Raw genomic sequence first — 12,396 nt, 5'->3', positions numbered from 1 at the left:
GCAAGACAAAAACGGCGGACCGCTATCCGCTTTTGGAATCCGACAACTTAGGGTCCACCCCGCTGAGGGGATTCGCCGTATTCGATTCATTCATGCTGTTGGGGTGGAGTCGAATGTCGTCTTGTTGCAGCGGCAAACGAACGATCGCTCGCGTCCCGTGCCCTGGACTGGATTCAAAATTGAGATCGCCACCCAATTGTGAAATCACATTGCGAGTAAGGAACAGTCCCAAGCCGATTCCCCGGCCTGGTTCCTTGGTGGTGAAAAACGGTTCCCCTGCGCGCTCGAGCACGTCGCCGGTCATCCCGTTACCGCTATCGTGTACCAGCAGTTGCAAGTGTTGGTCGTCGAGTGTGGCTTCGACTCGTACGCGGCCATCACAGCCGCTCGCATCGAGTCCGTTGTGAATCAAATTACGGATCGCTTGGGCGACCGCTTCGCGTGGCACCCATAGCTCTTGGTTTTCGACGCGGTCGCTGCCGTCGTCCACGTCGACGCGATGCGGATCGCGAATGCCTTCAAGGGTGGCATCGATCAGGTCGCCGACCGTGGTTTGGTCCCAACGATGAGCCATCGCGTCGCCGGCGGCCGAACGCATACGAGCCAGGATTTGACGGCACATTTCAAGTTGTCCGTCAATCAATTGCAAATCCGTGTCGACCGATTGTGGTTTTTCGCAATCTTCGAGATGACGCGACAATTCGCGGACAATCACATCGATGGTCGAAAGCGGTGTGGCCAATTCGTGCGCGGCACCGGCCGCCAGGGTGGTGAGTCCTTCGAGCCGATGGCTTGCCGCATGCGCGGCCTGGGCACGCCGCAGTTCACGCTCGCGATTTTGCAGTTCACCGGCGGTGCGCGTGACGTAATACGTGACCACAGTCGCACATGTCGAAAAGGCAAACAGCAGACCGCCGGTGTGGAGATTAAAATCGGTGGCCGGTTGGCGAATGGTGATGCCTTCGACCGGGACATTGAACCGCAGCAAGATCATGTATCCGATGATCGCAAACGCCGTCATCGACCATGCCGGGCGTGGCCGAATCATCACTCCCCCCACCGCCAGGTTAACAAAGTAAAAGAAGCTAAACGGATTGTCGGCGCCGCCGCTGAAATAGAGCATCAGCGTCAAGGTCACCAAATCGAGCAGCATCAGTGCGAGTGCAATCGACTGTAACAGCGTCGGGTCGTCTTCGGCCGCGAACGGGTCCGTTGTCGGGTTCTCCGCGGACGCGGGGGGCTGGATGACAATCCCCGATGTCGATCGGCCCGATTGGGTGTAATACAGCCACGCCACACAAAGCAGGTTCGTGACCGCAGTGATCGCCACTAAAACCAGCAGCGGGATAAACGGAAGTTTGACATCGGCCAAAAATACCGCAGCCAAGATCGTGATCAACTGACCAGCGACAGCCATCCATCGTAAATGCAACAACCACGTGAACGATCCACGGCGTGCCGGAGCGATTAAAGGAATCGGAATGGGGTCGCGAGCAGCAGGCACGATTCGTGCGATCCTTTTTCCTTAGTTCGCTTCGCGACGGGTCAGTTCATCGCGAAGTTTTGCGGCCAATTCGTACTGCTCTTGTTCGACCGCCGCCGCCAACTGCTCTTTCAACGTTTTGCCGACCGAGTATTCGTTCCGCAATGATTCTCGCATCTCGATCAAACGGACGACCAATTCATCGTCTTCGTAGTGATCTTCGGCTTCGTGCTTGACAAAAAATTGGTGGATCACGTCAAGCCCCTGGTTGATGGCTTGGATCGCTTCTTCGGCGGTGTGGTCTTCGAGCTCGCCCAACGCGTGTGCCTGCGTGCGGTGAAATAAAACGAAGGGACGGTACTGTTCATGCGCCGCCCCCCATTCTTCGTCAGGACTCATTTCACTACTCAGGTCCATCAACCGCAGTGTGTGATCGGCATCCATCACGGCACGGTGATAGTACTGCAGTCGCAACCAACAAATGCGGCGGTGATAGAACTGCATGAACTCGCGATCGACTTCGTTGCATTCACTCTCGTTTAACTTGTGCTCGGGGTCTTCCAGCCGGATGTGTTGCAGATGCTCGAGATAGGTTTCACTTTCCTCATAGACCGCTCCGTCGGGCCGGCCGGTGGTTTCGAGCTGAAGCATTCCCATGTCGATCCGCATTTGGATGACATCGCGTCCGTCTTTGCCTTTGACTAAACGGACATTCAGATTTCCAGGGTCGAATTCCCATTTGGAAAGTAGTTCATCAAAGTGAATCGCTCGCTTCATCAATCCGTTCTGTTCAATAAGGAAGAAAACCGGCTGTTTCAGCGCCGAGTCTTGAGTATAACAGCCAGCCAAGCTCGGTGAAGCATTGTTGACATTTTACCACGCATCGGTTTGCCGCCCGCTGGGCCTGAATTTGCCGCCTGCGGAGGCTTGTGCACGAGCGTTCCTTCTTCACTGCCAACAGACTTCTTCTCCACTGCTAGCAGACGAATTCTCTGCCGCTGGTGCCTTCCAGAGCAGGTGCCCCAGTGAAATGGGGATCCACGACCCGTTCCGCGGCTTAGTCGTCGATGCGAGGACCGCGGCGATTATGCTTTTTCTGCGAGTTTTGCCGCTTTTTATCGAGCCGTCGCCGCTGGCTGCCACGGGTTGGTTTGGTCGCCTTGCGAGGGGTGGGGGGAGCTTGGCATTCCAATAGCATCTCGGCCAATTTGGTGCGTGCGTCGGCGAGGTTGCGAGCCTGGTCACGATACCGCTCGCTATGTACCAGCAATTCACCATCGCGGGTGATGCGGTTTTGGTAGCGATTGACAAATCGCCGTCGCCACCCCGGATCAAAACCGCGGCAATCCGCCAGCGACCACCGCAATGTCACTTTCGAATTGACTTTGTTGACGTTCTGGCCCCCAGGGCCGCTACTACGCGCCGCCGTGAAATTCAGATCCCCCGCCGGGATCGAAAGCCGTGTGTTTACAAATAAATCATTCATGGTTCTGCGTTAGATTGTAGGCCGTGACGAAGTCGCGTCGACAGCAGGAAAGTTTTTTTGCCTACGTTGGTAATCCAAACAAACCTGACGTAAGTTGAGTGCGACTCGTTCCGCATTGATTTATCGAAGTACCACCCGGAGACGTTTGAATGGCTTTTGTTGCGCGTTGTCAAGTTGGGATTCTCTTTCTGATCGCCTTTGGCATGGCAGGCTTTGCGATACCGGTGGCGGCTGCGGGCGAGGATGCGGTCACCCCCGAATCGGCGTTGCGTTGGCCTCGTTTGTTAGGCGAGGATTTCGACGGCAGCGCGGCGACCAAGCAAACGTTCGATTGGTCCGAGAAACCTCGTTTCGTGTGGTCGTTGGAAGTAGGCGAAGGTTATGGACTCGGTTCGGTTTGGGGTGATGAATATTTTCAGTTCGATGCCGAATCAACGGAATCCGGTCCGCAAGAACGACTTCGTTGCATCGACCTGAACACCGGTAAAGTGAAGTGGCAAGACGCACGGCCGCTCCAATACCGCGATATGTACGGTTACGAAAGTGGTCCCCGTTCTACCCCGACACTTGATTCGCAATATGTGTTCACGTTCGGTGTCGCTGGCGAACTTGTTTGCCGAGATCGCAGCAAGCATCAAGTCCGCTGGGTGGTCGATACAAACAAAAAGTATGGCGTGGTTCAGAACTTTTTTGGTGTCGGATCGTCGCCGCTGCTGGTTGATGATTTGGTCATCGTGATGGTAGGCGGAAGCCCTGCCGAAGACGCGTCAATCGCGCCGGGCCGATTAGATCGAGTGTCGCCAAATGGTTCCGCCTTGGTTGCGTTTGACAAAGCGACAGGAAAGGAACGGTGGAAGTGTGGTGATGATTTAGCGAGTTACAGCAGTCCGAGAACGATGCAAATCGACGGGCAAACTCGAGTGCTTGCTTATGCCCGCGACAACCTATGGTGCGTGGACCCTAAGCTTGGCAAAGTGCTTTGGAAATATTCGCATCGCGCCGACATCCTCGAAAGTGCGATTGCGATGACCCCGGTGGTTGATGCGAATCAAGTCTTTATCAGTGAGTGTTACCAGATCGGCAGCGTGCTACTGAGCGTGACGGATCAGAAAGCTGAAGCGGTGTGGAAAGACCCTCCGTTTGATCGCCGCAGTCAGGCGATGCGGTCACACTGGGCTACGCCCGTATTGATCGATGGATTTTTGTACGGATGCAGTGGCCGAAACGCTCCCGATAGCGACTTCCGCTGTATCCAGTGGGATACGGGCGAAGTGAAATGGAGCGACCCACGTCGCACTCGCGCCTCGGCAACTCGCGTTGGCGATGTGATGCTCGTGTTAGAGGAACGTGGCACGCTGCAAGTCGTTAAAGCAAACTCTGAGAAGTTCGAATTGGTGAACGAGTGGCGACTCGATGAAGGCGATGCCGATCACGACAATGCCGATCAAGACAATGCCGCTGTCCCGCCGATTCGTTACCCCTGTTGGTCGGCACCGATTGTGGTTGGCAATCGGATGTTGGTGCGAGGAGATGAACGGGTGGTTTGTTTCGAGTTGCGTTGACCGTACGGATCGTCGTTGATCGCTGCCAACGGCGTTGATCGCTCTTGGGGGCATCACGCACTTTGCTGGGACGCGATTCTAGTTCCGACATGCTTGCAGTTCAGACGCGATCGCTTGGGTCCGGTGGATCGATCCAGTGAAATTTGCCCAGCGTTTCAATCTTGGCGGAATCTTGTTTCTTGCCTCGGTGGACCATCATCGCGGCGGCCACTTTGTTTTGTTGAAACTGCTGGCGGACGACATCGGAACCTGAAACGAACAAGCCTGTCGCAAAGGCATCTGCATCGGTCGCATTGTCCATCAACAATGTCAATGACAACAAGTCACCTGCGGGGTAGCCCGTACGAGGATCGATCACATGCCCGTAGCGGCGTCCCTGATGATGAAAGAATTGTTTGCCTGAGCCGCTGGTCGCAAGTGCTTGGTTGCGAAGCCAGATGCCGGCCAATCGCCGATTCGATTTTGTGGGATGGGCGAGTCCGACAGCCCACCCTAGCCCGCTGCCGGGGGTTTGGTCGCCGCTGGCGATCACGCTGCTATTGCCGCCGTGGATCAAAAAGTCGTGGACGCCTCGGTTTTGCAAATGCTTTGCCAATCGGTCTAACGCATCTCCTTTGCCGATGCCCCCAAGATTGATCGCCATGCCGGGGACGGCAAAGCCGACGGTACGATTGGTCGGGTCGAGTTGGAGATGTTGGTAGCCGACCACACGACGTGCCGATTCAATCTCGTCGGCCGAGGGTTTTTTGCCGCTGCGTTGAGTAAACCCCCAAGCTTCGACCAGTGGGGCGGCGGTGATATCGAACGCTCCGCCGGTTTGTTCGCCCCAGTGCACGGCTCGCTGTATCAACGCAAACGTGGGGGGAGAAACCGAGACGGCGGTTTCACTGGCCAGCAGATTGATTCGCGAAATCTCACTCGTGGGGCGATAGATCGTCAGATCCGCTTCGATCCCTTCGAGCAGGTCGGCGGCTTCGACTGCGGCTTCGACCGCCTTACCAGGACGACCGTCGTGCTCGCGTTGCTGGTCCGAGTCGACGGAAGGATCGGGTGAGGGGGCGGAGGCTTCCTGGCTGGGCAATAGAATCACAAATTCGGTAGCCATTGCCTTGCGAGTGATTTGGCAAATCGAATAGGCGTCCGCTGGGGCGGACCGAATCGCTTGGTCCGTGTCGCGTGACTTGCTGGGCTCGCGTGACTGGCTGAGCTCGCTGGGCTGTTCGTCCGAGGAAGAGGGGGGCGGGGTCATCCAAAGGGTCGGTGTTGGGAGGAGCGGGGCGAGAAATGAATACGAAAAGTTAGAGATTTTTTTTCAGCTCGTAGTGAACTTCGAACCGATCCAGTTGTCTATTGGTCAGTCGCTAGCGGCGTCGAGCCCGTCAATTGCTGGTAAATACGGAGAATATGCGGTTCTTAACGTTTTTGCAGCGGCTGAAAAAAAGCCTTGCCAACATCGGCCAAGCGTGGGTTGCGTTTTCGGAGCGGATTCAGCACAATCTGGCTTGCTTGACTGAAGTTTAGCGAAGCAAAGCGAATAGGGAGCGGTGGCTGAGTGGTCGAAAGCGCCGGTTTGCTAAATCGGTGATCCGGGAAACTGGGTCCGCAGGTTCGAATCCTGTCCGCTCCGCTTAGATGAAGACCCAAAAGCATCAAACCAAGAAAAACTTGGTTGCTCTTGGGTTTTTTATTCGGTATTTCCAAAGTCAGGTGATTTTCGGTTCGGTTGGTTTTTCCTGCCACAGAAAATCAGAGGGCGTAGCTCAGTCGGTAGAGCAACGGACTTTTAATCCGTTGGTCCTGGGTTCGAGTCCCAGCGCCCTCACTTGTCTTCGCGAGAAGAAAGTAACCCGGTGTCCCCAATCAGGACACCGGGTTTTCTTTTGCGCATTCAGAGCGTGCTCGAAGAACGGGCGGCGAAAGTCTTGGCGGCTTTGGTTATAAGAAGTATGCTACAGCCGTTCTGTACACCGCCACACGCAAGGCTTCGCTTCGATGAATCATGATTCGCCCGAATTGTTTGATCGAATGGGGGGAGCCGACGCGCTCTCCGCGATCGTCCAAGATATGTATGAGCGTATCTTCAATGACCCTCAGCTCGCGCCGTTCTTTAAGCACGTACAGGCCGATCGGCTGCGTAAGATGCAGTACGAATTCTTAGCGTCGGCCTTTCAAGGCCCGGTCAACTACACCGGTGCCGAGTTGACTGCGATTCATCACAATCGTGGGATCCACGCGGCCCACTTTGCCTTGTTCTGCACTCACTTTGCGGAGGCGGCGAGAGCCCACGGTGCGAAGGAAGTGGATGTGGATCAAGCGCTCGGTCAATTAGCAACTTACAAAGACAAGATCACCGGCGACTCGAACGTCGACGGCTGATTCCATCAGCAGTTCGCAAACTTGCTGGCTTCGTTTTGGCCTGCTTAGCTTTGACCGGCTTAGCTTTGGCTGCTCATCATTTGGATGATCGCGCGACAGAATTCGGGAAGGTCGTCGGGGCGGCGGCTGCTGATGTGATGCCCATCGACGACGACCGCTTCGTCCTCGTAGGTGGCTCCGGCGTTTACTAGATCGTCTTTGATTCCTGGTGACCCTGTCACGCGAACGCCACGATAGACGCCTGCGGAAATCGTGATCCAGCCGCCGTGGCAGATCGCGGCAATCGGCTTCTTAGCCGCATCAAAATCGCGTACCAGTTGCAGTAACACGGGATCACGCCGCAGTTTGTCGGGCATGAACCCGCCAGGCACAATCAATGCGTCGAAATCGTCAGCGGCCATGTCGGCGATCGCTGCGTCGCTGGTGCAGGGATAGCCATGTTTGCCGTTGTAGTGTTGCTGGGCTGCAGGGCCGGCAATGGTGGTGGTGGCCCCCGCTTCTTCAAGCCGCAGTTTCGGGTACCACAGTTCGAGGTCTTCGTAAATTTCGCCGACCAGGATCAGGATGCGTTGGCCGGAAAGCGGGGAGTCGTTATTTGCCATGAAGAGATCTCTTTAACGGTGATGCGGTTGGGGAAGCAGCGAGCGGCTATGGAAAAATCGACACGGATCTTAGATCGCTTCGCTGCCGCGTTCTCCGGTGCGGATGCGGACGCAGTCGTCCATCGGCAGGACAAAGATCTTGCCGTCGCCAATTTCGCCGGTATGGCCTCCTTCGAGAATCGCGTCGACGGTGGGTTTGACGAACTCTTCGTTTACCGCGATTTGCAGCTGGACTTTCCGCAGCAGATTCACACTGAATTCGTGTCCTCGATAGACTCCGGTTTGGCCTTTTTGCCGTCCAAACCCTTGGCAATCCATCACGGTCAAACGAAACACCTCGACTTTGGTCAGGGCTTCTTTGACGGCTTCAAGCCGACTCGGCTGGATAATGGCGATAATCAGCTTCACGGTTAAGCACGATCAAGAAAGGAGGAAGGCGAGTGATTCCCAGTGGCGACTCGGAATCATGAGCAAACAGACACGATAACGGCATTGTACGGCGACAACCAGCGAGGGCGTAGGGCGTCCCCGATTCGAAAAGTGCATAAAAAAAGCCTCGCGACGTGAATCGCGAGACTTGTGAGCGAAACCCCGACCCGGGCGAGTGAGGCGGACACTCGCCGCGGGCCGTTGGGGCTCATTCTGACTCCGTGAGGAGCCAAAAAAATCAGCTTGGTTTTTCCGCCTTACCGGGCTGCCCCGCCGTTGCAGTGAGAGAATCCATCTCGTGCAACGGCGGAGCTGCGGTAGGTAGCTTCTATCAAAGGCTTTTTCCTCAGCCTTCATTTTTTCTCAGCGTTAGGCGGTGACGCCTGCACTGTATGAATCCGAGGGGTAGGCGTGCATGCCGTGCTCGGAAACATCCAGACCCGCTTTTTCTTCTTCAGGCGATACTCGCAACATTCCAACGGCCTTCAGGACCAGGAACAATCCGAACATGGTGACGAATGCCCAGATCGCATAAGCCACAACGCCAACCGATTGAATCATCAGCGAGGTGCTGCCACCGTCCAGGTGAGTGTTGGGCAGCAGGCCGATTGCCAAGCACCCCCACATGCCACACAGTCCGTGGACGGGCCATGCACCGACGGGATCGTCAATCTTCAATTTGTCCAACAGCATCACACCGAATACAACCAATCCACCGGCAACGGCACCGACGACAATCGACCATCCGTTGGTGAAGCAGTCACAGCAAGCGGTGATACCGACAAGTCCACCCAGAGCTCCATTGAGGCTCATGGTCAAATCGGGGTGACCAAACAAGGCCCAGCTAATCAGGGTTGCCACGACAACACCGGCTGCAGCTGCAAGCGTGGTGTTCACGGCGATCAAAACAGTCGCGTCAATGTCGCCCGTTCCTTGGAAAGCGAGCTGGCTGCCGGGGTTAAACCCATACCAACCGACCCACAGGATGAACACGCCGAGTGCAGCGAATGTAATGTTGTGACCAGGAAGGGGTACCGATTTGCCATCGGAGGTGAAGCGTCCCAAGCGAGGGCCGAGGACAATTGCACCGGCAAGGCCTGCGAAGCCACCGACCATGTGGACGACAGCCGAGCCGGCGAAGTCTTGGAAGCCCATGCTGTATCCATCGGCGGTCAATTCACCGAACTGCATCAACCATCCGCCGCCCCATTTCCAGAAACCGCTGATCGGATAGATCAGGCCGGTCAATAGAGCACTGTAAGCCAAGTAGGCAACAAATTTCATACGTCCTGCAACGGCACCCGAAACGATCGTGGCTGCGGTTGCGGCGAATACGGCTTGAAAGAACCAGTCCACTTGAGGGCTGAAGGTACGATCGGCTGCCGAATCATAGATGCCGTAATGAGGCACGTTGAAGTAAGCGTTGGGCTCCGAAACATAGCTGCCCGCATACATGATCGAGAAGCCGAATGCGAAGAACAACAAGGCTCCGACTGCCAAGTCCATCAAATTCTTGTAGAGAATGTTGACGGTGTTCTTGGCCGAGTTCAGCCCCGCTTCGACCATCGCGAAGCCAGCTTGCATGAACAAAACCAAGACCGCACAGATGAACAACACAAAGTTGTCCAGTGCGTAACCGACACCCAAGTCGGCCTCTTCTACTACCACTTCTTCGCTGGGGGCCGCGGCGTCGCCCGCACCGACCGTTTCCGCAATTTCCATAACCGCCGCAGACTCATCCTGAGCTGAAGCGACCGGCGCGAGCGCGATGCCGCTCCCCAACAACATGCCAAATAGAACTAATGCCGATAGCATCGGCGTCCGTAAACCGTAGAACATAAATCCGCCTTCTTTCTGTAAACCTTGAATCATTAAACCGGTGATCAGATGACGCCCGGTCGTGCCAATCACTCGCGGGCCATAGATGACAGGAAATCACTCCGCTCCACTTCACTCGTTTCAATGATGAAAATTCAATCGCTGAGAAAGTGGGAGTGCTTTCTTGGTGACGGAGTGACTTAGCATGGGGTGGGCCAAATGCTTTGGTCTTGGTTCTTTTCCTGTCGCAAGATACTGTGGTTAAAGGACTTAAGTTTATTTTTTAATTTTCGTGTCGCCCGGGTTAGACAGGCACGAAGATCGTGCGAGCTAACGAGACAGGCATCTTGAAATTGAGGTGCCTGTATTTTGTGCAGAAGAGTGCCGTCCGTTTCGGTTACCGGAATCGCGGGCGATGCTTCCCATTTAGCTGCCCGTTTACCGTCAACGCCGATGGCATTGGGGGCATTGTTAGCCGTTTTGGCGCTAGCCACGGTTTCGTCACTATTCAGCCGGCCCAGGCTAGCGCCCTTACGCAACGCAGTGCAGCATTTAGAGGGGGCGAATTACGGCGTTTGCGTTCTTGCCGCTACGCTCGCCCGAGCGTGGATGGTTGCTGTCTTCGTTGCGGGGGCGTCGCTGAGCATCACGCCCGCTGTGCAGCGAATCTGCGGCGGCTGAGGCGTGGGGGCGGACGACGCGAGAATTCGCGTCGCGAAGATTCAATTTTCGGTATCGCAGAAACCGGAAACTGGCGATGAAACCGTTGTCAGAGAGACGCGGCGATAGAAGAGCGGAACCCCGAGCGGTTGGCAAAACGCCAACCGCGGATGCTTGCCGCGACGAACGCGTTGCTGACCGCGTGACAATAAAACCATCAGCATGCATGCTGCTGTGTTTTAGTAAGCCTTCGCGAAGATCGCTTTTTGCGTGGCTGGACGGCCAGTGGCAAAGCACACGCCGCTGGCTGCGTCTTGGTCGCGGGGGATGCAGCGGATTGTGACTTTCAGCTCTTTGAGCAGCGCGTCAATCGAGGCTTCGTCCGCGAAATAGCAGCTGGCAAAGCCGCCATGGATCTCGGGTTGCTCTTCGTTTTTGGGCGTAAAGAAGGCTCGGAAATCGGCTTCGTTGTCGATCGTGACGGTGTTGTCTTGCCGCAGCTTAAGGGCGCGGTCGAACAAGTTTTGCTGCATTTCGCCGAGAATTGTCGCAATCGTGGCAATGAATTCTGAGCGGGGTAACCCGATGCTCTTGGGTTGATCGCGGCGTCCCAGAAAGACCGAATCTTTTTCGATGTCTTTGGGCCCGACTTCCACACGCAGCGGCACACCTCGTTTGACATGGTGCCATTTCTTTTCGCCCCCGCGGACGTCTCGGTCATCGACTTCGACGCGGATGGGCATACCGGCGTACGATTGAGCCATCAATTCGTTTCGCAATGTTTCGACGTACTGCATCACCTCAGCTCGCTGATCGGCATCGCGATAGATGGGCAAGATCACGACTTGGGCGGGTGCCAAGCGTGGTGGCAGCACGAATCCGTCGTCGTCGCTGTGAGTCATGATTAACGCGCCGACCAGCCGCGTCGAGACGCCCCAGCTGGTGGTCCAAGCAAACTCTCGCTCGCCTGCTTCGGATTGGAACACAATCTCTTGGGCCTTCGAGAAATTTTGACCCAGGAAGTGGCTGGTGCCCGCCTGCAGAGCTTTGCGATCCTGCATCATGGCTTCGATTGTCAGCGTATCGACGGCACCGGGGAAGCGTTCGGCCGGCGTTTTGCTGCCGATGATGACGGGCATTGCCATCCAATTTTCGGCAAAGTCGGCGTACACATCGATCATTCGCTCGGTTTCTTCGATCGCTTCGGCGGATGTCGCGTGAACGGTGTGTCCTTCTTGCCACAAAAATTCGGCGGTCCGCAAGAACATCCGCGTCCGCATCTCCCAACGCATCACGTTGGCCCATTGGTTGATCAAGATCGGCAGGTCACGGTAGCTCTGCACCCACTTGGCATACGTCGCCCCGATAATCGTTTCGCTGGTGGGACGAATGATTAGCGGTTCTTCGAGTTTGCCGGCGGGACGCAATCCACCCGCCGGATCGGGTTCGAGCCGGTGGTGCGTGACGACGGCACACTCCTTGGCAAATCCCTCGACGTGCTCGGCTTCCTTTTCAAGGAAGCTCATCGGGATCAACAGCGGAAAATAGGCATTTTGATGCCCCGTGGCCTTGAACATATCGTCCAATGCCCGTTGCATGTTTTCCCATAATCGATAACCCCACGGCTTGATCACCATACATCCACGAACAGGCGAATTTTCGGCCAAGTCGGCGGCGCGGATCACCTGTTGGTACCACTCGGGATAGTCGTCCGCACGAGTCGGTTGGATGGCGGTCTGAGGTGCTTTGGCCATGGGATCACGAGGAAGTTAAGGGAATGGAGACGCGTGGAACCAGGAACAGGCAACACCACACGGGCAGTCAAAACGAGGCGGGCAGGCGGAAACAGACGCTCCGCTGCGAAAACGCAGATTGTGGGGGCTTTAGCGGATTTGGCTAGACCCCGACGATCTTCACCATACGGAACAGACATGACGGAACATACATGCGAAAAATGCACGCGATGGGATCTGTGCCCGC

General features: G+C 55.9%; 11 protein-coding genes and 2 tRNA genes. 4 read left to right on the top strand and 9 right to left on the bottom strand.

Annotated elements, in window-relative coordinates; translation table 11 throughout:
- Positions 1–22 precede the first annotated feature (22 nt).
- From ABD971_RS27530 to arfB, 3 genes are all read right to left on the bottom strand, one after another.
- A complete protein-coding gene (locus tag ABD971_RS27530) occupies positions 23–1,504 on the bottom strand; it encodes an ATP-binding protein (RefSeq protein ID WP_345326993.1) in 1,482 nt (493 codons plus the stop codon).
- Positions 1,505–1,525: 21 nt separating this feature from the next.
- Positions 1,526–2,260, bottom strand: a complete 735-nt coding sequence (locus tag ABD971_RS27525; protein ID WP_339937385.1) for a UvrB/UvrC motif-containing protein — start codon at positions 2,258–2,260, stop codon at positions 1,526–1,528.
- A gap of 280 nt (positions 2,261–2,540) precedes the next feature.
- On the bottom strand, positions 2,541–2,969 hold the full coding sequence (gene arfB / locus ABD971_RS27520; RefSeq protein ID WP_339937383.1) for an alternative ribosome rescue aminoacyl-tRNA hydrolase ArfB: 429 nt from the start codon (positions 2,967–2,969) through the stop codon (positions 2,541–2,543).
- Positions 2,970–3,118: 149 nt separating this feature from the next.
- On the opposite strand from arfB, the gene ABD971_RS27515 reads away from it, so the two are divergent.
- Positions 3,119–4,531, top strand: a complete 1,413-nt coding sequence (locus ABD971_RS27515) for an outer membrane protein assembly factor BamB family protein (protein ID WP_345326992.1) — start codon at positions 3,119–3,121, stop codon at positions 4,529–4,531.
- Between the two features lie 100 nt (positions 4,532–4,631).
- On the opposite strand, the gene ABD971_RS27510 is transcribed toward ABD971_RS27515, so the two are convergent.
- On the bottom strand, positions 4,632–5,780 hold the full coding sequence (locus tag ABD971_RS27510) for an FAD:protein FMN transferase (RefSeq protein WP_345326991.1): 1,149 nt from the start codon (positions 5,778–5,780) through the stop codon (positions 4,632–4,634).
- A 289-nt stretch (positions 5,781–6,069) separates the two neighbouring features.
- Between ABD971_RS27510 and ABD971_RS27505 the strand changes: the two genes are divergently transcribed.
- From ABD971_RS27505 to ABD971_RS27495, 3 genes are all read left to right on the top strand, one after another.
- A tRNA-Ser gene (locus ABD971_RS27505) sits at positions 6,070–6,158 on the top strand.
- A 122-nt stretch (positions 6,159–6,280) separates the two neighbouring features.
- Positions 6,281–6,353, top strand: a tRNA-Lys gene (locus tag ABD971_RS27500).
- Between the two features lie 170 nt (positions 6,354–6,523).
- Entirely contained in the window at positions 6,524–6,907 is a 384-nt protein-coding gene (locus tag ABD971_RS27495) for a group I truncated hemoglobin (protein WP_345326990.1), read from the top strand.
- 59 nt (positions 6,908–6,966) lie between these two features.
- Here the strand turns inward: ABD971_RS27495 and ABD971_RS27490 are convergent, their stop codons facing one another.
- From ABD971_RS27490 to proS, 5 genes are all read right to left on the bottom strand, one after another.
- A complete protein-coding gene (locus tag ABD971_RS27490; RefSeq protein WP_345326989.1) occupies positions 6,967–7,509 on the bottom strand; it encodes a type 1 glutamine amidotransferase domain-containing protein in 543 nt (180 codons plus the stop codon).
- A gap of 69 nt (positions 7,510–7,578) precedes the next feature.
- Positions 7,579–7,917 carry a P-II family nitrogen regulator gene (locus tag ABD971_RS27485; RefSeq protein WP_339937375.1) on the bottom strand — a complete coding sequence of 113 codons (339 nt, stop codon included), beginning with the start codon at positions 7,915–7,917 and terminating at the stop codon, positions 7,579–7,581.
- A gap of 390 nt (positions 7,918–8,307) precedes the next feature.
- A complete protein-coding gene (locus ABD971_RS27480; RefSeq protein ID WP_425571382.1) occupies positions 8,308–9,726 on the bottom strand; it encodes an ammonium transporter in 1,419 nt (472 codons plus the stop codon).
- Between the two features lie 582 nt (positions 9,727–10,308).
- The gene (locus ABD971_RS27475) at positions 10,309–10,644 is read right to left on the bottom strand and encodes a hypothetical protein (RefSeq protein WP_345326988.1); all 336 of its coding nucleotides are present in this window, start codon (positions 10,642–10,644) and stop codon (positions 10,309–10,311) included.
- An 11-nt stretch (positions 10,645–10,655) separates the two neighbouring features.
- Positions 10,656–12,170, bottom strand: a complete 1,515-nt coding sequence (gene proS / locus ABD971_RS27470) for a proline--tRNA ligase (RefSeq protein WP_345326987.1) — start codon at positions 12,168–12,170, stop codon at positions 10,656–10,658.
- Positions 12,171–12,396: the final 226 nt, after the last annotated feature.

It is taken from the genome of Novipirellula rosea (genome assembly GCF_039541335.1).
Classification (GTDB): Bacteria; Planctomycetota; Planctomycetia; order Pirellulales; family Pirellulaceae; genus Novipirellula; species Novipirellula rosea.
This window is presented reverse-complemented; position numbering and strand designations above follow the sequence as displayed.

What these genes read in the sequence shown, in the direction of transcription:
- ABD971_RS27525 (WP_339937385.1), bottom strand. Translation starts at nt 2,260, where the DNA reads ATGAAGCGAGCGATTCACTTTGATGAACTACTTTCCAAATGGGAATTC.
- arfB (WP_339937383.1), bottom strand. Translation starts at nt 2,969, where the DNA reads ATGAATGATTTATTTGTAAACACACGGCTTTCGATCCCGGCGGGGGAT.
- ABD971_RS27490 (WP_345326989.1), bottom strand. Translation starts at nt 7,509, where the DNA reads ATGGCAAATAACGACTCCCCGCTTTCCGGCCAACGCATCCTGATCCTG.
- ABD971_RS27515 (WP_345326992.1), top strand. Translation starts at nt 3,119, where the DNA reads ATGGCTTTTGTTGCGCGTTGTCAAGTTGGGATTCTCTTTCTGATCGCC.
- ABD971_RS27510 (WP_345326991.1), bottom strand. Translation starts at nt 5,780, where the DNA reads ATGACCCCGCCCCCCTCTTCCTCGGACGAACAGCCCAGCGAGCTCAGC.
- ABD971_RS27495 (WP_345326990.1), top strand. Translation starts at nt 6,524, where the DNA reads ATGAATCATGATTCGCCCGAATTGTTTGATCGAATGGGGGGAGCCGAC.
- proS (WP_345326987.1), bottom strand. Translation starts at nt 12,170, where the DNA reads ATGGCCAAAGCACCTCAGACCGCCATCCAACCGACTCGTGCGGACGAC.
- ABD971_RS27475 (WP_345326988.1), bottom strand. Translation starts at nt 10,644, where the DNA reads ATGCATGCTGATGGTTTTATTGTCACGCGGTCAGCAACGCGTTCGTCG.
- ABD971_RS27480 (WP_425571382.1), bottom strand. Translation starts at nt 9,726, where the DNA reads ATGTTGTTGGGGAGCGGCATCGCGCTCGCGCCGGTCGCTTCAGCTCAG.